The organism is Aquirufa nivalisilvae, assembly GCF_004307455.1.
GTDB lineage: Bacteria > Bacteroidota > Bacteroidia > Cytophagales > Spirosomataceae > Aquirufa > Aquirufa nivalisilvae.
This window is the reverse complement of record NZ_SEWX01000002.1, coordinates 239,739-261,706: the sequence shown is the minus strand read 5'-3', so window position 1 is coordinate 261,706 and position 21,968 is coordinate 239,739. Positions and strand designations below refer to the sequence as shown.

The window sequence follows — 21,968 nt, the reverse complement described above, 5'->3', positions numbered from 1 at the left end:
GCTTATTTCAGTTTTTTAAAGACTTGTAACTGATCATTATTTCGACTAACCAGATATAAAATCCCTTTAGCCGTTTTGATTTGCTTGATATCTCGAATATCCCCTTCTAAGAGTAAACCCGTATCTGTAGGAATCAACGCTTTAAAATCGCCTCGACCATTTCCAGCCAAAATAAGTCCAAAGAAAGCATCATATCGCGCTTGATACATGGAGGCTCCATTAAAATTACCCCCAATAATCACATCTAAATTTCCGTCCATATTGACGTCTTCTGTCTTGATGACCATGATTTTGGAGACTTGAGCTAAGCTCGGTAAATCCTTTCTTTTAAATTTCCCTCCACCCAGGTTTTCCACGTAAATGGATTCGAACGTATTGATTCGTTTTTCAATGGCTCCTTCCAATTCCTCCTTTTCAAATAACTCATCAATGCTCAAACCAGCAAATTTCTTATAATCCGTAAATCGTTTATTGATAATACTTGGTATCTGTTTGCCCATTTCATCCTTACTGTTGATGGGATACCACGTATCCTTACCTGCACGGTTATAGGCTACAATATGTTCTTTGGTATCGTTGTGATCAATGTCTTTGATCAACATTTTCAACTCTCCGCCTGGATCTCTACGAAGCTTGGTGTTGGTTCCTAAATTGCCCACCACTAAATCCATGTCGCCGTCTTTGTCAAAATCTCCGACACTTAATCCTGCCCAAAAACCGCTTAACTCTGACAATTCATTTTCTTGTAAAGTCAATTTCCCTTGATCATAATAGAACATTTTGATGGGCATCCAATCGCCAATAACAACCAAATCCAGATCTTTGTCTTGATCCAAGTCAACCCAAACAGCATCACTAATCATACCCGCTTCTCTCAACCCTGGTGCCCTTTGCTGCGTTTGATCGCTAAATTTACCTTTACCATCATTGATCAATAAATAGGATTTAGGCGAAAGCCCATATTGATAGGCCAAAACCCTACCTCCTACAAACAAATCGGTATCTCCGTCTCGATCAAAGTCGACCGGTCGAACAACCGATTTATTGTCATACATCGGTGGAAGAGCCTTTGGATTTCGAGTAAAGTTCCCTTTCCCATCATTGATGTACAATCGATCAAATTGTTCTGGCATATTGTCGTAGAACTCATTTCCCCCACTGACCACATATAAATCCTGATCTTTATCTCCATCAGCATCAAAAAATAAAGCATCCACATCCTCTTGCAAAGAATCAGCTAAAAATGCGGCTTGCTTGGATAAAACAAATCCCGTACTTTTTTGTAGGTATAATTGCCCAGCTTGGTATTTTGCACCTCCCACATAAAAGTCTTCTAGTCCATCGCCATTCACATCACCAACAGCCAATTTAGGACCCTCAATCGACACCTTAAATGGAATTAACAATTCACGATTAAAGTCGAAATAGGTGTTTTCCTGATGCTTATAAGGAATATTTACCGCTTTGCTTACTTCTTCAAACAAAGGCTTAGGCTTAGTAACAAATGAAAAATCTTTCACTAGGATTGAAGCATTTTTCTGTTCTACCGTCAGTGTCGTATTGATAGTTGGCTTCGTCAAGATTTGCATCTTTTCATTTTCCCAAATCACCAAGACCGAATCTATCTGGCTTTGTTTTCCTATACCAAACAACAAACTGGGCTCAACTGAACTCATGAATCCGCGAGTAGGCACTAATTGTTGTAATTGCTGCCCATCCTTGGTTTTTAGAATCACTTTAGCTCCAATCCCAAAGGTGTTTTTATCCGAGCCCTTGAATTTGATTTTAATGTAATTATGCTTTAACAACTGACGCGCATTATTTTGATAGATTCCAGCAGCTTCATTTAGGTTATTCGTAATTAAGTCTAAGTCTCCATCATTATCTAAATCCGCATAGGAACTACCATTGGATATTCCTGCGGCCTCAAAACCCCAAGCCTGAGATTTATCCTTAAAACGTAAATCTTTGGACCCTTGAAAAAGGTAATTATGCCACTTACCGCTAGGCATCAAATCAATGGCTTTTTGATCCAATTGATGTGAAGTAGGTAAACCATAATGCAAGGAATCTCCTATGACAAATTTTAAATAATCCAGGTCATTCGGTCGACGTAAAATACCATTGGAAACAAAGATGTCTTTGATGCCATCCCCATCGTAATCAGCCATCAAAGTGCTCCATGACCAGTCGGTGGCAGCCACGCCAGAAGAAACAGCGACATCGCTAAATTTCTCCCCTCCCATGTTCAGCTGTAAGCAGTTGCGACTGTACTGATTGAAATACCCAAACTGCAATTTGTATAAATAGATATCCAAAGGGTCTTCTCCCACGGAAGATTTTTCCACTTTTTCATCCTCCGGATACATATCCAACGTCATGATATCTTGGTATCCGTCGTTGTTGATATCCGCAATGTCTGAACCCATGGAAAAGCGACTTAGGTGCTTAAAGTGCTCTTTAATACCCTCATGAAACGTGCCATTTTTCTGGTTGATGTAGTAATAATCATCTTCGTGAAAATCATTACTTACGTAAATATCCATCCAACCATCATTATTCAAATCAGCAACGGATATTCCCAAACCATATCCCATGGCTGCTTGATAAATCCCAGCTTCTTTGGATACATCCACAAAACGTCCTCCATCATTACGATAGAGATAATCTCCAGCTTCATTATCTTTCAACATCCGCGTATTCACTCGGTCATATGAGCGGGTATTGTGAACGGCGTGATTCAACAAATAACAATCTAAATCGCCGTCTTTATCGTAGTCAAAAAATGCTGCTTGAGTAGAAAACCCAGTAAAATCTAAACCAAATTGATTCGCTTTTTCTGTAAATGTTAAGTCGCCATTATTGATATACAATTCATTGGAACCTTCCATTCCTTTGAAATTACCCACAGCACAAACATAGATATCCAGCAATCCATCCCCGTTCACATCAGCCATGGTTACACCAGTTTTCCAATCAGAAAATCCTTCTATGCCTGCTTTTTGAGAAATATCCTCAAACTGCATATTGCCTTTGTTCAAATACAACTTATTTTTCCCTTGATTGGAAACAAAAAACAAGTCCACCAATCCATCATTATTGATGTCACCAGATGACACTCCACCCCCATTGTAGAAATAGAGGTAGTCTAAAATATTAAAATCTTTGGTTTCGGTAATCTGATTGATAAAATCAATTTTTGTATGTTTTGAATCTAATTTCTCAAATAAAACCACGTCAGAATCATTCGTCTGACAGGCAAACATCATACTAGATAAGAAAAGGGCTACTAGGGCTTTATTCACTACTTTCATGTAAAAAAACAGATCATTTAATCCATTGAAACAACTGAGCGGCTTCATTGTTTTTGGCTAAAACAAGAAGGATTCCTTGTTTTGCCGATTTAATTTTGGCCATATTGCGAACCTGGCCTAGGGTTTTAAATCCAGAATCTTTGGATTTAATTACATCAAATTTTCCTTGGCCTTTACCGACTAAAAGTAGGCCATAGTTGGCATCAAACCTTCCCCATTCAGGAAGAGTATCAAAGAAATTACCAGCTAAAAGTATGTCCAATTTACCATCTTGGTTAAAGTCACCCGTTTCAATAGCCTTAACCGGAGAAAACTGCGCTTCCACGGGCATGGGCACCAAACTAAAGTGGCCTTTCCCATTATTGATCATGAATGAGGATGAAGTCGTGGTTATTTGTTTAGTCACCATATCTTGTCGTTGATCTTCATCAAACAATTCATCAATGGTCTTATTGGCATAATCTTTATACTTGATAAACTTCTTTTTAATCATAGGCAAGGCACGCTGAATCTCTCCTTTCAGCACCATAGGGTAGGTATTTCCGTCTTCGGTGATGCAAGAAATGATTTGTTCAAAGCTTCCATTTTTGTCAAAATCATTGACATGCAAATAAGCAGGTTTCTCTACTGTGGCCCTAATTTTTGAGTTCAATCCCAAATTTCCCAGAATCAAATCCATATCTCCATCTCCGTCAATATCTGCTACCTTCATAGAACTCCATAAGCCTTCAGATCCCTTCATATCTTCCATCAGGGTGAGTTGTCTGCCTCGTTCATTTTTAAATATTTTGATGGGTCCCCAATCTTGTGCTACGACTAAATCTACATATCGATCTCCATCCACATCCACCCATTCAGCATCAGTCACCATACCCAACTCAGATAATTGAGGCATAAATCGTTTGCTTTGGTTTTTGAAACCACCCGTGCCATCATTGATATACAAATTACTCACTGGGTTTAATCCGTATTTAGAAGAAATCATGCGAGAACCGACAAACAAATCGAGATCACCATCATGATCAAAATCTCCTGCAGCTACTGTGGAGCCATTTTCATTAATGGCAGGAAAACGAGTATCTCGTTTGAACTGGCCTTTGCCATCGTTTAAGTACAATAAATCATGTAATTCTGGTGCATTGATTTCAAATTCATTACTTCCAGTAACCACAAATAAGTCGAGGTCACCATCCTTATCAGCATCAAAAAACAGGGCATCCGTATTTTCTGTGGTTTTATCAAAGGCGAAATCTGCTTGTGGAGATTCTTTAAAAACACCAGAAGCTTGTTGAATAAATAGTTTTTTATCTTGTCCTGCCGCACCACCTAAATAAATATCGTCTAAACCATCTCCATTAACATCCCCCACTGCCATGGCTGGTCCCATGGTAGAAAACTTTTGTTTCAATAAAACATCTCGGTCGTAATCATTGAAAATGCTTTCTTGATGAACATAATTCAGTTTTCCTGAAGTTACATCAGCAAAAAGCAAACGAGGATTGGCTGCCTTATTGACCCACTTATTCTTCGCTGCTGATTGATCCAAGACAATTAATTGATCCACTTTCACTTGTTGAATCACTTGATAAGAATCATCTGGCCAAACAATCTTTAACGAATCAATCTTTGAACGATCTCCTAAACCAAATACCATTTGATGGTCACTGGACGATTGAAATCCACGATTAGGCATTTGCTGCAATATTTTAGCATGGCCTTGCTGGTAAACTGTCACGGTCGAGCCGATTCCATTCAAGTTTTTTGCCTTGCCTTTAAGAGCAACACGTAAAAAATGGTGCTTCAACTTTTCTGTTGACTTATTTTTAAAGACAGACAAAGGAGCATTGACATTATTCACAACCAAATCTAAATCGCCGTCATTATCTAAATCTCCATAGGCAGAACCATTGGAAAAACCAGGTCCTTCAAGGCCCCAAGCTTTGACTTGATTGGTAAATTTAAAGTCTCCTTGATTTTGATAAGCATAATTAGGGATAGGTACTGATGAGATTTTATCCGTAAATTCTTTATAGTCAAATTTCTTTCCATTCAGCATTTGTTGCATGGTATTTCGGTCTCCAAGAAAGTCGACAAAATCCTGATCGGTTAAATCTTTGGCGATTCCATTGGCAACAAAGATGTCTTTTTTACCATCATTGTCCATGTCAAAAATCAAAGCTCCCCAGCTCCAATCGGTAGCATGTATCCCCGACAATTGTCCTATTTCACTAAAGGTGCCATCGCCATTATTTAAGTGTAAGTTATTTCTCATGTATTGATGCCAAAAACCTTGTTTCAGCTTTAGCTCCATGAGATTATAACCTTCAAAAATACTGGTGGTTTTCAAACGACGATCGTCGCCAGGTAACATATCCGTCACGAAAATATCTAGGTTCCCGTCATCATTGATATCAGCAATATCTGCCCCCATGGAGCTTAAGCTTATGTGAGGCATCGCCTTTTCCAACTCTTCTTTGAAAGTGCCATCGTGTTGATTGATGTACAAATAATCCCTTTCGTAGAAATCATTGGATATATAAATATCGGGCCAATTGTCATTATTAACATCGCCGATTGTAATTCCTAATCCAAAACCAATCAAACTTCCATAAATGCCTGCTTTTTCTGAAACATCAGTGAATTTGATCTGACCGTCACTATCATTTCTAAATAGTTTATCTCCTCCTAATTTATCGCGCTGTTCACGCAAATTCAAATAACCTAATTTGCCAATGGGTGTAAAGCTATTGTTGAGCAAATACATATCTAAGTCCCCATCTCGATCGTAATCAAAAAATGCCGCATGGGTAGAAAACCCACCGTCTTCCAGTCCTGCTTCTTTGGCAATCTCTTTATATTGTGGAATCCCTGCCTTAATACCTTGATTCAAATAAAGTTGATTTCCCCGTTGATCTCTTGAACCTGAATTACATACGTAAATGTCCATCAAGCCATCGCCATTGATATCGGCAAAAGTTACACCCGTAGACCAAAACTTTTTCCCTGTGATTCCTGCTTGCTGCGAAATATCCTCAAAATGCATACTGCCTTTGTTGAGGTATAATTTATTCTCTTCAAAATTAGATGTAATAAATAGATCAGACAATCCATCGTTATTAACATCCCCAATGGCAACGCCACCGCCATTATAAAAATTTCGGTAATTGAATATATTGAAGTCTTTTCTATCCAAACTTCGATTCACAAAATCAATCCCTGTCTCAGAAGCAGGTAGTTCTTCGAAAAGTGTGTCTTCTTTTGTCTTGCAAGAAAACAAGACGATAGAGAAAGAAAAAAACAGGAAAAACTGCTTCATGCTTATAAATTTCTAATTAAGGCTACAAATTACAAAGGGAATGGACAGAATAAAATAAAAAGGCAGAACCAGGGGCTCTGCCTTTTTATCATCAAATTAAAAATTAATACCCAGGGTTTTGTTTCAACAATGGGTTCGCGTCAATACGTGGTTGAGGTATTGGGAATAATTCACGCGATTTATCAGTTACTTTCATGAATTTACGTACTTGAGAGAAAGTTCCGAAACGAATCATATCGTTACGTCTCCATCCTTCCCAAGCAAACTCACGTCCACGCTCAGCTAAAATATCTGCAGCCGTAATAGACGTTAATGCATCCACACCAGAACGAGTTCTGATCGTGTTCAAGTCAGCTAATGCTTGAGCCGTATTTCCTAAACGGAAAGCAGCTTCAGCACGCATCATGATAGCATCTGCCAAACGGAAAACAACGTAGTCATTTGACTGATCTCCATTAGGGTTATTGCGTTGGATCTCATATTTCTGAGAACGAATACCTGCGATTTGGAATTCAGGATCTGCGTCTGTCATTTGATCTTTTTGGAAATCTGCCACGAAAGCCAATGGATTACCTTTGGCATCTGTTAATGGAGCTCCAGAAGCAGCAAATTGCTGACCTTTGATCCACATCGACTGACGTAAGTCTTTAGATTCAAATGAGTTATAAAAATCAGCTAAAGTACAGAAACCATTCCAAGGTGAGTTACCTAAACCGTATGTCTGCTGATTAGCATAGTGTAAGGTTCTCATTTGGAAGTTCATACCACCTGCTTTGAAGCTATCGAAAGGAATAGTCCAAATGTTTTCTCCTGATCCTTGGTTCTGAACAATGAAGTTAGAAACTGTAGAGGAAGACAAACTGTAGTTATTCGCAGATTTGATGACCGCATCAGCCGCATTGTAGGCTCCTTGCCAATCGGCAGTTCCAGAATAAACGGCAGCGTTCAACTTTAACTTCGCTAACAACATAGTAGCAGCATCCTTCGTCATACGAGAATATGCCTTACCAGCCACTAAGTTAGGAATAGAAGATTCTAACTCCGATTTGATGAAAGCATACACTTCAGCACGTGGCTTAGTATCACTTTTAGAAGTTGGATCAGTGATAATTGGCACATTACCAAATGCATCAATCGCCATGAAATAATAGAATGCACGGATAGCACGAAGCTCATCCACTGCCTTCTGATTTGTTTTCACTACTGGGATCAATTGATTTACCTGAGAAATGTTACCAAAAATAAATCCCCACATACCGTTGATTGGACCATGTTGTGGAGTCCAAGTATGACGAGAATAAGCCAACCAATCTCCACCATCGTACCAGTCTCCACCACGGGTTGGTACAATTAACTCATCAGAAGAAGCTTCACTTGGATTAAACCAATCCCAAGTAATACCTCTCAAACCTCCATAAGCAGGTCCAAGTGCCGCTGCAATCTGCGCATCCGTTTTCAAGAATTGATCTGCTGGAATTGCATCATACACTGGCTCAGTTAAATCTGTACAAGACGATAGGGCTAACGATGAAATTACACCTACTGAAAGTACTTTATATATGTATTTTTTCATATTTCAATGATATTAATTAATGTCTATAACTAATCTATTTGTATGTCTAGAACGTAAGATTAATACCCGCAGTTAATGCACGGGTTTTGTAATATGTCTCACGAACATCAATTCCTGGAGCCGCAGAACCAATCGTTAATGCTTGACTTACCTCAGGATCTACACCAGTATAACTAGTGAATACAGCTAAATTATTACCTGCTACATAAATACGTGCTCTCTTGAATACTCCTTTCACAGGTAAAGTATAACCTAAAGAAGCATTGTTAATACGGAAGAAATTTCCAGACTCTACGTAATAATCCATTGGGATGGTACGCTCATCATTGATTACTGAAGTAAGAGCTGATTTCAATGCACCAGATTCAGCAATACGTCCGTCTTGACGACCTAACAATAAGGCGTTTGTATTAACGATTTTCGCACCTAATTGGCTTGTTACTTGGAATTGGAAGTCAAACGCTTTGTAACGAACATTGGTTGTAATACCACCCACAAAAGTTGGGTTAGGATTTCCTAAATACGTTCTATCTTTTGCGTTTGGATCTACCACTCCGTCACCATTTAAGTCTTGGAATATGTATTTACCGTTTTCAATTCTAGCAATCTTAGCTCCGTAGAACTCTCCTACTGGGTGACCTGCTTGTAACACAGAGAAGTTAACAGCTGATGTACCACGGATAAAGCTACCTAATGAAGTAGATAAGAATACCTGATCTGGCGCAGCAAACTGATCATTTCTCAAGCTAACAATTTCATTCTGATTGAATGATCCTGCTAAAGTTGAATACACTGACCAATCTCCTTTATCTATCCACTGGTAAGTTAATGTTAACTCAACCCCACGGTTTTGCATCGTTCCAATATTTGCCAACATCGATGGATACACATAACCTTGCTCTTGTGGCACGTTAACTGTGTACAACATATCTTTTGTTTGACGCGTATACCAGTCAATTGAACCCGTTAACTTTCCTTTGTAAACAGAGAAGTCAATACCTGCACCGTAGTTTTCGTTCACTTCCCATTTCAAGTTAGGATTTGGGTTAGATTGAATAGCGTAAGCTGGCAAGAAGTCGTCAGCAGCTCCATCATAATAAGAACCAGAAGCTCCGTAGAATGATTTAGATAACAATGGACGAATACCTTCTGAGTTACCAGTTCTACCCCAGCTAGCACGAATTTTCATGTTATCCAATGTAGAAGAGCCTTTCAAGAAATCTTCTTCGCTGATAGCCCAACCCACAGAAATAGATGGGAAAAGACCCCATTTATTGTTGTCTCCGAATTTAGTAGAACCATCACGACGCATATTTACGGTAGCGAAATATTTGTTCAACAAACTATATTGAGCACGAGCTAAGAAAGAAACCAATTTGTACTCATTCTTGTAAGATCCTAATAAGTTCGGATTAGAACGAATACCAAGACCAGCACCTAAATTATTAGCTTCAAAAGCATCCGTTAAGAAATTATTGTTCGATGCACCAAAACCATCATTCACTACATCTTGGTATGTATAACCAGCTAAAACAACTAAGTTAGAAACATCATTCAATTTTTTCGTGTAGTTCAAAGTTGCTTCTAATTGCTGATCTGTCACGGAGTTCAAGAATCTTTGCGCAGAGTTACCACCTACGGTCAACAATAAGTTACCAGGAGTAGAACGAGAGTAAGCTGAGTTATCAGCTGTTTGAGTACGTAATGTTCCTGAAACTTTGAAAACTAAATCAGGTGTAATGTTGTAACCAGCTTGTGCATTGAATAAAAAGTCATGCAAACGTTGCTTGTTAGATCTGTTTTCTAAAGTTGCTAATGGATTGAAGTTGGCAAATGTTCCAGGAATCTGGAAATAAGTACCATCTGCGTTGTACACGGGATCAGTTGGACGCATGTTCATCGCAAAACCAATCGCACGGTTGTCAGTAAATTGACCATCCGTTTGCGAAGCTGACATATTGAACTTCATGTTCAACTTTCCGTCAATCGCTTTCGCATCTAAGTTCAAACGACCTGTTAAACGCTTTTTACCTGAACCAATCAAGGTACCGATTTGATCTAAATAACCTACAGAAGCACGGTATGCTAAATTTTCTGATCCACCAGAAACACCTAAGTTGTGGTTTTGAGAAACAGCATTACGAGTAATCACTTCTAACCAATCAGTATTTGCTCCACGGTCGTCAAAGTTTTGATTGTATTTCTTTGCCGCAGCACGGAATTCAGCACCGTTCAACAATTGTGGACGTTGTGAAATTGATTCGCTACCTACATAGGTAGAATAATCTACTGTAGGAATACCTGATTTACCGCGTTTTGTATTGATCAAGATAACACCATTAGCACCACGAGAACCATAAATGGCCGCCGCAGATGCATCACGTAACACGTCCATCGAAGCGATATCTTCTGGAGCAATGTTTTCGATAGGTGCTCCAATCACACCATCAATAACGTACAAAGGCTCAGAACCAGCGTTCAATGAACCTGTACCTCTCAAACGTACCGTTGGACGAGCATTAGGATCACCACTCGATTGAGTAATCACCAAACCTGCCACTTTACCTTGAGCAGCTGCTAATGGGTTTGTTACAACCCCAGCATTAAAATCTCTAGCTCCTAAGCTAGTTACTGTTCCAGAAATTTCTTTTCTTTTTTGAGTACCGTAACCTACAACAACAACCTCTTCCAAAGATCTAGCCTCTTGTGAAAGCTTAACCTCTAAAACTGATTTTCCTGCTACAGAAACCTCTTTGGAAGAATAACCAACAAAAGAAAATACCAAAGTCGCATTGGACGCAGCATTAATTTTGAAGTTACCGTTAACATCTGTTTGAGCACCTTTGGTGGTACCTTTAATCAAAACAGACACACCAGGAATACCCGAGCCATCACTAGCATCGGTCACTTTCCCTGAAACTGCATCCTGAGCGTAAGAACTCAAGGACATTAATAGTGCAAATGCAATACCAAAAACCTGTAACAGGCCAAGTTTGCATGCACCTGATCGCACAAGGCGACCCACTCTTTTGTAAGAATGCATCATAGGTGAATAATTAAGGGTTTAAAATGATAAATGATTGGGTAACCTAGAACAAGTAAGAGATTATTGGGTTTAATTTGGAATATGTAAACGCCAGAATAAGCTTACAATAATGGTTCGTGTTGTTTCTAAGTTTTCACAAAAAAACTAAGAATAAATGAGAAAAAAAATGATTAAACGGTAAAAGGTAGAATAATTCGACAAAAAAATAGGACTTAAAAGATAGAAATTGCCCCTTGTACTGAAATTGTAATGCAGCTAAAATCGGAGCTAGAAGGCCAATTTTAGGCGTTTATGGATGATAAAAGCCCAAAACAAGGCCCCAATACAAATACCAATTTTAAATACTCTTTTTAAAAAACAGGACTAAAATATTGTTAAATTTTATCCATTTTTTGGTAAAAATTTAAACAAAAGCGCTTTCGGTATATACTATATGTCGGAGATTTTCAATCCTCAGGTACAGGATCATACCCGCTTCCTCCCCAAGGATGGCAGCGAGCAATACGCTTGGCAGCTAGCTTACTTCCCTTCCAGATTCCATGCTTGATCAAAGCCTGTTTAGCATACTCTGAACAAGTGGGATTATATCGACAAGCATTAGGTAAAAATGGGGAAATCATTCCTTGGTAAAGCCGAAGTAGCAATAACATAAAATGCCTTACGAGATTGGAAAATATTCTCATTTTGATGAATGACTTCCCAAAATAAGTCTTTTTAATCTATTTTATTCGTTTTTACGGCAATTGAGTTGAAATAACTGTACATTTCTACTATATTGTGAAGCGTAAAAAGACCCAACTATTCATGAAATTGAATCTCCCCAAATCCATCTTTTTATTCTCCCTAAGTGCATTTATCGGGATTCTGTCTTGTTCACATCAACCAGGACACCTTTTTGAATTCAGTTCTGCGACAGAAAAAAGAAATGATAGTATTGCTTCCTTGTATAATCCAACCGTTGCTCAACAAAAGGCAGTAAAGCTGGATACGTTTTTCCAGAAACTTCATTCCAAAACTGGATTCAATGGAGTTGTCTTAGTTTCGCAGTATGGTAAAATCATTTATAAAAAGGCATTTGGCTTTGCGAATTATTTCACTAAAAATCCTTTAACTACCCAAACACATTTTCAGCTAGCTTCCGTTTCCAAACAGTTTACAGCGGTAGCCATCATGCAACTGAAGGAAAAAAATCAACTGAATTACGACGATCCTATTTATAAACATATTCCAGGCTTTCCATACGATTCCAGCTTAACCATCCGTAGTTTATTGACCCACCGCTCAGGTTTGCCCAATTATGCCTACTGCTTGGATAAGTTTTACGACAAGAAAAGTCCGTTGACCAATAAAATGGTAGTTGACATGATGATTCGACTAAAACCCCGAATCGATTATCGTCCCAATGCCAAGTTCAGCTATAACAATACCAATTATTTACTCTTAGCGTATATTGTAGAGCGTTTAAGCGGAGAAGATTTTCGTGGATACTTAAAGAAACACATTTTCGAACCTGCAGGCATGCACAATACTTTTGTCTATGACCCCATGCATCCTGAAATGTTAAAAACGGCTGCTACAGGTTATTCCCCTCGAAGAGGACAACCAGCTGTGGTAGGATTTGATCATTTGGATGGTGTGGTAGGTGACAAAGGCATCTATTCAACGGTAGATGATATGCATCACTGGGATATGGCTTTAAATGATGAATCCATCGTTAAATTAAATACCTTGGAAGAAGCCTTTTCTCCACAGCACCGAACACCTAATGTATTACCTAAAAACTATGGATTTGGGTGGAGATTAACCCAATTAGACAATGGTGAGTGGCTAACTTACCACACTGGTTGGTGGCATGGATTTAAAAATTATTATTTACACAATGCTAAAGACAATTCAGCCATCATCATTTTAGGAAATATGGCCAACCATTCTTTAGGAAAAGTCAATATTGTTCAATCTATTTTATACCCTGAAAAGACTGCACTGTTTATGAAAGGGGAAGCTCTTCCGATGGAATTTACCGGAGGCATTTAATTAAATTCAACAAAATCATGAAAATCAAAACTACTTTAATCACTTGTTTAGCTTGCCTTTGTTTCAGTACATTGGCCTGGGCACAAGATGACGATGCCATTAAAAGTACAGTCAATGCTTATTTAGATGGAATAACCAAAGGTGATACCGCTTTATTAGGAAAAGCATTTCATCCAACAGCCATTTTACGAACCTTCAATGCTAGCACTGGTAAAATCCAAGATTTCCCAGTTAGAAACTTTATTCGCAATACGCCTGTAGGTGGAGCGAAGGCTACAACCAAATTAGTCGGCTATTCCTATGCTGGAGTTTCTGCTACTGCCACCGTTGAACTAGAATTTCAGGATTTCAAATACATTGATTTATTGAGTTTACTTAAGGTCAATGATGAATGGAAAATTGTTTGTCGTGTTTTTAGTCGAGTAGATAACGACGTTCAAATAAAGGGTTCTGCTAGTTTAGCTGCCGCTAAAACACCAGCTGCTACGAACAAGAAAGTAGTAAAACCTAAAAAAGATGATGGCTGGTAAGAGAACATTTACTCCATAAAAAAAGGTCTGAAAATATTCAGACCTTTTTTATTTGTATCAACAAAGAAACTACCAATAGATAGGTCCTTTTCCTAAATACTTTTCTACGATCGGCTCATAATATGGCTTCAATTCGTTATAATCAGGTACTTTAGGTGATTTGGTATATAAATCATACTTGTTGAAATCCTTAATCCAATCTAAGTATTGCTCATCTTCCGCAGTCATAAACTGTTTGTATGCACCACCTGTATGCCAAGGGTAAAATGAGTGATAACGAACCATCACCATACCAGCATGAGGAATTTTATTGTCTTTGTGATTTTTTAACACTTGGTACAAGTATTCATCATGCCCCCAAGCCAATTCCAAATTATCTAAACCACATCCTGGTGCATAAACTCCTAAATCTGTATTGTAAAGATCAACCAATGAATCAGGATTCAAAGCATTGAATTCAGGATAAACGCAAGAGTCTGGAAATTTACATCCAACGGCAAAGACATCTCCAACCAATCCCCACTGCTCTGCTTGAGAAGTACCATCTTCATCACTACCAAACAAATACATGGCTTTGCCTAAATCGTGAATCAATCCAACTAATTGCATCCAATCCGGACGACCCTCGGCACGAAGACCTTCAGCGGTTTGTAACAAATGGATTACGTTAGGAAGATTTAAATCGGGATCACTGACATCCACTAAGGCATTTAAACGCTCCATCATATCCCATAAGTCCATCGGGCGCTCAAAAGTCAAATACTTTTTCTTCATCCTTTGAACATAATCATAGGTCTGACGCGAACGCATCTTTCTATAATGCTCTTTTACAGCAGCTGTGATATCTCCTTGCTCGTAATTTCTAAATTCAGTTTTTTCCTTGGCAATAGTAGTTTCCATGCTCATTTAAATAATTTGAAACACAAATTACAAACTAAGATTTTAAAAATAAAAATTAGGGATGTATAACTGATAAAATAATCGCGCTGATTAACATCAGTAAACCAAGAATAAAAAACACATTTGGGCTCAAGACAGGCACAGATTGGTCATTTAATGAAGCCTCATAGGGTTTTTCAGATAAATAACGTACTGGGATTTCCTGACCAATCTCATAATTTTTCATCAAGCCTCTTTCCGCTTCTCGACGAAATTCTAGTCCATTTACATGATAAGAGACAATGGGAAAATAGATTGGAAAACGACCAGCATGATCTCCACGAGCATATCGACGAGAAATCTCAACAACCTTTCCGTAGGTTAATTTACTATGTTCAATCCAAGCTTTACGTTTTTGATATAACCTACCCCCTACTCCTAACAGCACCAAAGCAATGATGGCAAACAAAGCCATGAACAAGGCCGTGGAGCCTTGAAAATTGCCTGTAGGCCTAGCCGAAATCAAAAAGATGAAATTCAATTCCATGTAATTAGTAAACAAATAGACTGTTAAAACCTCGAATTTTGGCCAAACTAACAACAAATATCGCTGAAAATCAAATACTTAAGACATCGCCATTGCAATGTCTATAATCCTCATTTGTGCTGTTTTATGAAATATTTTGACACATTTCATCTTTTCAGGTTTAAAATTTTGGTGATGAATTCAAAAAAAATCGAAAACACCAATTAAAGAGTTCAAATTTATCATCGAATGAGTCTAAAAATTATTTTCTAAAAGAAGTAAAATTCATTCAAATTTGTATTTTTGGTTCACTCAATATATGCTAAAATGAAAAACAGTACTCGAATTCAATTGATGGTCATGATGTTCCTTATGTTCTTTTCATGGGGATCGTGGTACGGTCAAATGAGTAAATACCTTTTAACGACGTTACATGCTACTGGAGATCAAGTAGGAAATGCATACACCACATTCTCCATTGCCTGTATTGCCGCTCCATTTTTTGTTGGATTAATCGCCGATCGATTTTTCTCCGCTCAAAAGGTGATGGGTGTTTTGAACATTTTAGGAGGTATTATTTTGTTTTTCTTGAGTCAAAATAAAGACCCTGAAACTTTCTTTTGGTATATCCTGGCTTATACGCTTTGCTTCGCGCCCAACTTAGCTTTGTCAAATTCCATCGCGATGAACCAAATGAATAATCCGGAAAAGGAATTTCCAAGCATTAGGGTAACGGGAACTGTTGCTTGGATAGTAGTAACCAACATCATCGGCTTCTTAGCTTTGGGTGACCAAGTCGCTATATTCCAAATTTCCATGGTTAGTTCCTTCATTTTAGGAATTTATGCTTTCTTCCTTCCAGACACACCTCCAAAAGCTGATAAAGACTCATCCATTGGACAGATTATTGGTTTAGATGCATTAAAACTTTTCAAAGATCGGTCCTTCCTTATCTTCTTTGTTTCCTCCATTTTAATCTGTATTCCACTATCGTTTTACTATGCTATGGCCAATCCGTCCTTAACTGATTCGCACATGCAAAATGTAGAAAATAAAATGTCATTTGGGCAAGCTTCAGAAGTCATTTTTATGTTATTGATTCCGCTTGCTTTTACGCGCTTAGGAGTGAAGAAAATGTTAATTGTAGGACTGGTAGCCTGGGTCATTCGATTCCTTTGCTTTGGTTACGGAGATGGAATCAGTACTGAATGGATTCTTTTTATAGGTATCATACTTCATGGAGTTTGCTATGATTTCTTCTTTGTGACGGGTCAAATTTACACAGATCAAAAAGCAGGTGAAAAAGTAAAAAATGCGGCTCAAGGATTAATTACCTTAGCCACTTATGGAGTTGGTATGGGGATTGGTTCCAAATTATCGGGAATCGTATTAGACCATTATACTGTCAATGGAATCCATGATTGGCAAGCGGTATGGATGGTTCCTGCTGCAATTGCAGGCTTAGTATTAGTCTTGTTTATACTTTTCTTCAGTGAGAAAAAAGAAGTTGCGGCTTAAGTATTTTTGATTTTTCTCATCATCCAAATCAATAAAGATGGACTGAGGCGCTTGACTAGCAAACCGAGCGCCTCCAGTTTACCTCCAATAAAGTATTCCTTCTTTCGGGCAAAAACAGCCTGGACAATTCCCTGAGCTGTGAGCATTGGATCTAAACCCTTGGCCTGATTGGGGTCCATTTTCCCGTAGGCTTGCCCATGCTCATTCATCGCATTCAAGGAAATATTTGTCTTGATATACCCTGGCAAAACAGTGCACACCTCAATTCCTTTGTCGTAAACTTCGGCCCGAACCGAGTCAAAAAACCCGATTAATGCGTGCTTGGATGCCCCATAAGCTCCTCTTCTCGGAGTTGAAATTCTTCCTGCGACCGAAGCAATAGGCACAAATGTGCCTGAGCCTTGTTTTTTAAATATGGGCAATAATTTTTGGGTCAATGCCACAATGGAAAAGAAATTGATTTCAAATAATTTCCGATATACTTCCAATTGGGTATCCTCTACAAATGATCGTTGACTTACTCCTGCATTCAATACCATGACATCGATGCGCCCATAGGTAGCCATGACATTTTCTAGCATCAAATCATGCTGATCCAATTGCGTCATATCAAAGGGTAAAACCAAAACGGAATGACCATGGACTTGGCAAAGACTAGCTACGCGTTGTAATTCTTCTTCCCTCCGAGCAGATAAAACGAGATGTGCTCCTTCTTGAGCAAAGGCCTGCGCTAAAGCTTCACCTATGCCTGAAGAAGCACCGGTGATCCAAACTACTTGATCGGTAAATTTCATGATTAAGAAGCGTAAGAAATATGTCTAATTTCTAATTCTTTGAAAAAATCGGCCATAGGATTCACTTCCAAACGAAGTAGCTTTTGCCATAGGCGGATCGCCTTGGTCATCAAACCACTTTCAATTAAAAAACCATCATGACCGTAAAGGGAATCTATCACTTGAAAAGATGCCCCTGGAATATGTTTAGCTAAGTATTCTTGTTCTACAATAGGAAACAAAGCATCCGACTTAATACCAATAACTAGGGTTTTGGACTTCACGGACTTCAAGGCTTTTACAACACCTCCTCTATTTCTCCCCACATCTTGGGAGTCCATCATCTTAGATAAAATATAATAGGAATAGGCGTTAAACCTGCCGGCTAATTTTTCTCCTTGGTAGCGCTGGTATGAGATAGCACGCAGCGACTCCCCTGTGGTATTTTCCTGACGAGCCTGCGTAATTTGATAAGTTTCGTAATTTCGGTAGGAGATTAACGCAGTTGCTCGTGCTGCTTTCATTCCTTCTATACCAGCTCTTGGTTGAGATTCCTTCCAAGTAGGATCCACTTCTATGGACATTCGTTGTGATTCATTAAAAGCGATACCCCACGGCGAATGAACCGCATTGGTGGCAATCAAAATCAGGTTTTCAATTAAATCGGGTTGGATGATGGACCACTCTAATGCTTGCTGGCCACCCAAGGAGCCTCCAATGCAGGTTTTGATACGTTCTATCCCCAAATGCTTTCTCAGTAATTCAAAGCTATTGACCACATCTCGAATGGTGACGGTTGGAAATCCATGATAAAAAGGCTCTCCTGTCGATGGATTTATAGAAAGTGGGCCTGTGGAACCATAATGAGAACCTAAAATGTTGCAACAGACTATAAAATGGTTTTCAGGATTAAACAATTTACCAGAGCCCACCAATCCTTGCCACCAATCAGACACTTCATGACTCCCTGTAAAAGCGTGGCATACCCAAACGACATTGTCTTTTTGGGTATTCAATTTACCCATGGTTTCATAGGCCAATTGAATCGATGGAAGTTGTCCACCCATTTCTAGGGCAAAAGTAGACGAGGAATTAAAATGATTAAACTCAGCTTGCATGTACAATTCGTTTATATTTCCCTAAACAGGCATTTGCCTGGGGTAGGAGTTAGCACCTTAGTTTTTCAACTGGTTGCCAGAAGTTCATTGAGCCTAGTCTCTCCCTTCTTCTTTATAAATCAATGCTGCTTGTGCGATTGACTTGGGATTACAAAGTAAAGGATGAAATGGAAGAATTCCAAAAATATTGCTGAATTGGGGAGGTCGGGGAGATTTGTCAACTTTTGAAAAGTTGACAAATCTGAGTTGACAAATCTGAGTTGATAATTATTACCTAGCTATTGGCAAAATAATTATTTAGTCAAGGATGGAAAAAATTCTACGACTTAATTCAGATATTTGCACCATGCTCAAATTAGTCAGCTTTTATGGAGGATTGGGATTAGTACTTTGGGGACTTCATCAAAGTAGCTTGGCCAGCTGGTTACATCAAGATGTTAAATTCATCTGGGCCTTCTTTTTCTTTTTAGCCTATTTAAGTCATGCCTTACATCAAATAGGCTGGAAAAATGATCGTGAAAAATTCATCCCTTTCCATATGGCTTCTCTCGCCATCCGCTTCATTGCTAGCCTCATTTTTATCGGTGTTTTTGGCTACATCGGAACTCCAGAAATGATCTTATTCGTTGGGAATTTTTTTGTACTCTATTTATGTAGTACAAATTTTGAAATAATTGGTTTGCTTCGTAACTTGCGACGTTTTTAGAAAAGGCCAAGGCCAAAAGTCGTAAAAATCCTTTTCTACATCCAGCTAATCAACGAATTAGCTATATTAATCAAAGAAATTAAAGTAAAAGCGAGCATTAAGATGTCGGGTAAGTCCATTTTCAAAAAAGTGTATTTTTCAAATATAATCCTCGGATTATTCATTTCCCTTTTCAGTTTCACCGCATGGGCCAACGAGCCTGTTGCTGCTGAAGCCACCGAACATGCTCCTCAACAAGAAGAGAAATTCGATGCTGGAAAAATGATCTTACACCACATTGCTGATGAGCATGAGTGGCATTTCTTCACAATTGGTCATTTTCATGCCACTGTACCTCTTCCTTGTATCGTATACACTGAATCAGCTGGTTTGCAGGTATTTTCTTCATCTAATTTCAAAAACGAACATCATGAAGAAGTTCCTTACCAAGGTTTAAAATTAGAACATGGAAAAATCCATGCTGAAAATGGAGAGCAGGTTTATGATATATCTATCACCAAAAATGTAGCTTCATTATTACTTTCAGCCGTATTATTACTAAGCATTTTCATTGGTATCGGTAAAACTTACAAAGAAAACCCTCACCGTGCACCTAAAGGAATTCAATCCCTATTTGAGCCTATCATCATTTTTGTTCGCGATGAAATCGCGAAAAACAATATTGGCGAAAAACACTACCGTCGTTTTATGCCTTATTTATTGACGGTGTTTTTCTTTATTTGGTTCAACAATATGTTGGGCTTGATTCCTGGTGGAGCCAACGTAACTGGTAACATCGCTGTAACGGCCGTTTTAGCTATCATTGCCTTTTTTGTAACTAACTTAAATGGTAAAGCTACTTACTGGACACACGTATTTGCTATGCCAGGTGTACCTAAATGGATGTTATTGATTATGACTCCCGTGGAAATTGTGGGTGTATTCATGAAGCCTTTCTCTTTAATGGTGCGTTTGTTTGCTAACATGACAGCCGGTCACATTATTTTATTGAGTTTAGTTTCCTTGATCTTTATTTTTGAGAATTCTGCTTTAGGAATCGCTGTAGTGCCGTTCTCTTTATTCATGAACGTGATTGAATTGATTGTGGCCTTCATTCAAGCCTTTATTTTCACCATGTTGGTTTCTACCTACATTGGAGCGGCAATTGAAGAACACCATCACTAGAATTTGTATTTTAATTTTTATTCATAAACCCAATTAGTATGTCTCTTTTATCAATTTTATTGGAAGTTTCTGTAGGAACTGGTCTTGCAGGTGTTGGAGCTGGTTTAGCTGCAGTTGGTGCTGGTTTAGGTATCGGTAACATCGGTGGTTCTGCTATGGAATCTATCGCTCGTCAACCAGAAGCTTCTGGAAAAATCCAAGGTGCGATGTTAATCGTAGCTGCTTTCGTTGAGGCGGTTGCTCTTTTCGCTGCTGTAATTTGTTTGTTGGTTACTTTAAAGTAATTCAACACCAGGTCATGCCTCGGGTTAGCCTTGGCAAATGACTCAAAAATTTCAAACGCAATTTGGTCGCACTAGGCACCAAATTGCGTTTTTAAGAAGATTCTAACATCTTAATTATACACAAGTATGGAGTTAATTACCCCAGATTTTGGACTTATCTTTTGGCAAATTCTCGTATTCGGAATTTTGTTTTTTCTTCTAGCAAAATTTGCTTGGAAGCCCATCATTCAATCATTACATGAGCGTGAAGAGTCAATCGACCAAGCGATCAAACTTTCTGAGGAAACTAAGAAAGAAATGGCTGAGCTTAAAGCTGGAAACGAGCAATTGTTAGTTTCTGCACGTGCTGAGCGTGATGCTTTAATCAAACAAGCAAAAGAAGCTGCTGATGCCATGATTTCTCAAGCTAAATTAGATGCTCAAACTGCCGCTAATCAAGAAATTGAAAAAGCTCGCGTAGCATTTGAACAAGAAAAAGTAGCCGCTGTAGCCTCTATTCGTAAAGAAGCAGCTAGTTTATCACTTGACCTAGCTGAGAAAGTATTAAAAAGCCAATTGAAAGACAAAGCAGCTCAAGAAAAATTAGTTTCTGAGTGGATTGCAGATGTCACATTAAAATAAGAAGCAACACCTTAAATTTGATCAAATGTCTGAGTTAATTGTTGCCCACCGTTACGCTAAATCTTTGCTTGATTTAGCCATTGAAAAAAAGGTGGTGGAAGATGTTTACCGAGATATGGTGAGCTTCCAAGAAACCTGCCAAAACAGTAAGGAATTGGTTCTAGCGTTTAAAAGCCCTATTATCAAGCACGGCACTAAAATGACTATCTTGAGTAAATTATTCAAAGATAAGTTTCATGCTGTTTCCTATTCTATCTTTGAAATTATCACGCGTAAAAACAGAGAACAATTCTTACCTGCTATCGCGAAACAATTCATTGAATTATATACTTCGTACAAAGGAATTCAAAAGGCTGATGTCGTAACCTCATCTACTTTAACAGAAGAGCAACGCAATCAAGTAATTGCCATTGTAAAAGAATATTCTGGCAAAGATGTTCAATTACACGAATCCATTGATGAATCCTTAATCGGAGGATTTATCTTGCGCGTAGGAGACAAACAAGTAGATGATTCTATCCGAAGGAAACTAAATGATTTAAAAGTTTCTTTCGCCTCATAATTTA

At 38.5% G+C, this 21,968-nt stretch carries 17 protein-coding genes and 1 riboswitch; of the genes, 8 read left to right on the top strand and 9 right to left on the bottom strand.

Annotated features, from left to right (window positions below):
* Positions 1 to 2 precede the first annotated feature (2 nt).
* The 5 genes from EWU22_RS04560 to yidD all read right to left on the bottom strand — a co-directional run bounded on the left by EWU22_RS04560 (position 3) and on the right by yidD (position 11,899).
* Positions 3 to 3,269 carry an FG-GAP-like repeat-containing protein gene (locus tag EWU22_RS04560; protein ID WP_231962735.1) on the bottom strand — a complete coding sequence of 1,089 codons (3,267 nt, stop codon included), beginning with the start codon at positions 3,267 to 3,269 and terminating at the stop codon, positions 3 to 5.
* A gap of 58 nt (positions 3,270 to 3,327) precedes the next feature.
* On the bottom strand, positions 3,328 to 6,630 hold the full coding sequence (locus EWU22_RS04555) for a VCBS repeat-containing protein (RefSeq protein WP_130924592.1): 3,303 nt from the start codon (positions 6,628 to 6,630) through the stop codon (positions 3,328 to 3,330).
* A gap of 103 nt (positions 6,631 to 6,733) precedes the next feature.
* Positions 6,734 to 8,203: a RagB/SusD family nutrient uptake outer membrane protein gene (locus EWU22_RS04550; protein ID WP_109322174.1), complete on the bottom strand. Its 1,470-nt coding sequence runs from the start codon at positions 8,201 to 8,203 to the stop codon at positions 6,734 to 6,736.
* A gap of 46 nt (positions 8,204 to 8,249) precedes the next feature.
* Positions 8,250 to 11,249 carry a SusC/RagA family TonB-linked outer membrane protein gene (locus EWU22_RS04545; RefSeq protein WP_130924591.1) on the bottom strand — a complete coding sequence of 1,000 codons (3,000 nt, stop codon included), beginning with the start codon at positions 11,247 to 11,249 and terminating at the stop codon, positions 8,250 to 8,252.
* Between the two features lie 446 nt (positions 11,250 to 11,695).
* Positions 11,696 to 11,899: a membrane protein insertion efficiency factor YidD gene (gene yidD, locus EWU22_RS04540; RefSeq protein ID WP_269013337.1), complete on the bottom strand. Its 204-nt coding sequence runs from the start codon at positions 11,897 to 11,899 to the stop codon at positions 11,696 to 11,698.
* A 154-nt stretch (positions 11,900 to 12,053) separates the two neighbouring features.
* Here yidD and EWU22_RS04535 point away from each other — a divergent pair, with 154 nt between their 5' ends.
* Positions 12,054 to 13,283, top strand: coding sequence for a serine hydrolase domain-containing protein (locus EWU22_RS04535; RefSeq protein ID WP_109322171.1), 1,230 nt, complete (start codon positions 12,054 to 12,056; stop codon positions 13,281 to 13,283).
* A 17-nt stretch (positions 13,284 to 13,300) separates the two neighbouring features.
* A complete protein-coding gene (locus EWU22_RS04530; protein ID WP_130924590.1) occupies positions 13,301 to 13,813 on the top strand; it encodes a nuclear transport factor 2 family protein in 513 nt (170 codons plus the stop codon).
* A 69-nt stretch (positions 13,814 to 13,882) separates the two neighbouring features.
* Here the strand turns inward: EWU22_RS04530 and EWU22_RS04525 are convergent, their stop codons facing one another.
* Together EWU22_RS04525 and EWU22_RS04520 are read right to left on the bottom strand one after the other, a co-directional pair.
* Complete coding sequence (locus tag EWU22_RS04525; RefSeq protein ID WP_130924589.1) at positions 13,883 to 14,713, bottom strand: inositol oxygenase family protein; 831 nt, start codon at positions 14,711 to 14,713, stop codon at positions 13,883 to 13,885.
* Positions 14,714 to 14,768: 55 nt separating this feature from the next.
* Positions 14,769 to 15,239, bottom strand: coding sequence for a DUF3592 domain-containing protein (locus EWU22_RS04520; protein WP_109322169.1), 471 nt, complete (start codon positions 15,237 to 15,239; stop codon positions 14,769 to 14,771).
* Between the two features lie 306 nt (positions 15,240 to 15,545).
* Here EWU22_RS04520 and EWU22_RS04515 point away from each other — a divergent pair, with 306 nt between their 5' ends.
* On the top strand, positions 15,546 to 16,736 hold the full coding sequence (locus tag EWU22_RS04515; protein ID WP_130924588.1) for a nucleoside permease: 1,191 nt from the start codon (positions 15,546 to 15,548) through the stop codon (positions 16,734 to 16,736).
* Here EWU22_RS04515 and EWU22_RS04510 read toward each other — a convergent pair.
* Positions 16,733 to 17,530 carry an SDR family oxidoreductase gene (locus tag EWU22_RS04510; protein WP_231962718.1) on the bottom strand — a complete coding sequence of 266 codons (798 nt, stop codon included), beginning with the start codon at positions 17,528 to 17,530 and terminating at the stop codon, positions 16,733 to 16,735. The genes EWU22_RS04515 and EWU22_RS04510 overlap by 4 nt on opposite strands.
* A gap of 2 nt (positions 17,531 to 17,532) precedes the next feature.
* Positions 17,533 to 18,627 (bottom strand): homoserine O-acetyltransferase family protein, encoded by a 1,095-nt coding sequence (locus EWU22_RS04505; RefSeq protein WP_130924586.1) that lies wholly within the window; start codon positions 18,625 to 18,627, stop codon positions 17,533 to 17,535.
* An 8-nt stretch (positions 18,628 to 18,635) separates the two neighbouring features.
* Positions 18,636 to 18,748: riboswitch (SAM riboswitch) on the bottom strand.
* Between the two features lie 225 nt (positions 18,749 to 18,973).
* On the opposite strand from EWU22_RS04505, the gene EWU22_RS04500 reads away from it, so the two are divergent.
* The 5 genes from EWU22_RS04500 to atpH all read left to right on the top strand — a co-directional run bounded on the left by EWU22_RS04500 (position 18,974) and on the right by atpH (position 21,964).
* The gene (locus EWU22_RS04500) at positions 18,974 to 19,333 is read left to right on the top strand and encodes a hypothetical protein (RefSeq protein ID WP_130924585.1); all 360 of its coding nucleotides are present in this window, start codon (positions 18,974 to 18,976) and stop codon (positions 19,331 to 19,333) included.
* Between the two features lie 102 nt (positions 19,334 to 19,435).
* The gene (gene atpB / locus EWU22_RS04495) at positions 19,436 to 20,497 is read left to right on the top strand and encodes a F0F1 ATP synthase subunit A (RefSeq protein WP_109322164.1); all 1,062 of its coding nucleotides are present in this window, start codon (positions 19,436 to 19,438) and stop codon (positions 20,495 to 20,497) included.
* Positions 20,498 to 20,535: 38 nt separating this feature from the next.
* Positions 20,536 to 20,781, top strand: a complete 246-nt coding sequence (atpE, locus tag EWU22_RS04490; protein ID WP_109322163.1) for an ATP synthase F0 subunit C — start codon at positions 20,536 to 20,538, stop codon at positions 20,779 to 20,781.
* A 126-nt stretch (positions 20,782 to 20,907) separates the two neighbouring features.
* Positions 20,908 to 21,402: a F0F1 ATP synthase subunit B gene (gene atpF, locus EWU22_RS04485; RefSeq protein WP_109322162.1), complete on the top strand. Its 495-nt coding sequence runs from the start codon at positions 20,908 to 20,910 to the stop codon at positions 21,400 to 21,402.
* Positions 21,403 to 21,427: 25 nt separating this feature from the next.
* The gene (gene atpH / locus EWU22_RS04480) at positions 21,428 to 21,964 is read left to right on the top strand and encodes an ATP synthase F1 subunit delta (RefSeq protein WP_130924584.1); all 537 of its coding nucleotides are present in this window, start codon (positions 21,428 to 21,430) and stop codon (positions 21,962 to 21,964) included.
* Positions 21,965 to 21,968: the final 4 nt, after the last annotated feature.

Excerpts from the sequence above, each read along its gene's own strand:
- atpB (WP_109322164.1), top strand. The coding sequence starts at position 19,436 with ATGTCGGGTAAGTCCATTTTCAAAAAAGTGTATTTTTCAAATATAATC.
- EWU22_RS04510 (WP_231962718.1), bottom strand. The coding sequence starts at position 17,530 with ATGAAATTTACCGATCAAGTAGTTTGGATCACCGGTGCTTCTTCAGGC.
- EWU22_RS04560 (WP_231962735.1), bottom strand. The coding sequence starts at position 3,269 with ATGATGTTTGCCTGTCAGACGAATGATTCTGACGTGGTTTTATTTGAG.
- atpF (WP_109322162.1), top strand. The coding sequence starts at position 20,908 with ATGGAGTTAATTACCCCAGATTTTGGACTTATCTTTTGGCAAATTCTC.
- EWU22_RS04535 (WP_109322171.1), top strand. The coding sequence starts at position 12,054 with ATGAAATTGAATCTCCCCAAATCCATCTTTTTATTCTCCCTAAGTGCA.
- EWU22_RS04555 (WP_130924592.1), bottom strand. The coding sequence starts at position 6,630 with ATGAAGCAGTTTTTCCTGTTTTTTTCTTTCTCTATCGTCTTGTTTTCT.
- EWU22_RS04525 (WP_130924589.1), bottom strand. The coding sequence starts at position 14,713 with ATGGAAACTACTATTGCCAAGGAAAAAACTGAATTTAGAAATTACGAG.
- EWU22_RS04550 (WP_109322174.1), bottom strand. The coding sequence starts at position 8,203 with ATGAAAAAATACATATATAAAGTACTTTCAGTAGGTGTAATTTCATCG.
- EWU22_RS04545 (WP_130924591.1), bottom strand. The coding sequence starts at position 11,249 with ATGATGCATTCTTACAAAAGAGTGGGTCGCCTTGTGCGATCAGGTGCA.
- EWU22_RS04515 (WP_130924588.1), top strand. The coding sequence starts at position 15,546 with ATGAAAAACAGTACTCGAATTCAATTGATGGTCATGATGTTCCTTATG.
- atpE (WP_109322163.1), top strand. The coding sequence starts at position 20,536 with ATGTCTCTTTTATCAATTTTATTGGAAGTTTCTGTAGGAACTGGTCTT.
- EWU22_RS04530 (WP_130924590.1), top strand. The coding sequence starts at position 13,301 with ATGAAAATCAAAACTACTTTAATCACTTGTTTAGCTTGCCTTTGTTTC.
- EWU22_RS04500 (WP_130924585.1), top strand. The coding sequence starts at position 18,974 with ATGCTCAAATTAGTCAGCTTTTATGGAGGATTGGGATTAGTACTTTGG.
- atpH (WP_130924584.1), top strand. The coding sequence starts at position 21,428 with ATGTCTGAGTTAATTGTTGCCCACCGTTACGCTAAATCTTTGCTTGAT.
- EWU22_RS04505 (WP_130924586.1), bottom strand. The coding sequence starts at position 18,627 with ATGCAAGCTGAGTTTAATCATTTTAATTCCTCGTCTACTTTTGCCCTA.
- EWU22_RS04520 (WP_109322169.1), bottom strand. The coding sequence starts at position 15,239 with ATGGAATTGAATTTCATCTTTTTGATTTCGGCTAGGCCTACAGGCAAT.
- yidD (WP_269013337.1), bottom strand. The coding sequence starts at position 11,899 with ATGTTATTGCTACTTCGGCTTTACCAAGGAATGATTTCCCCATTTTTA.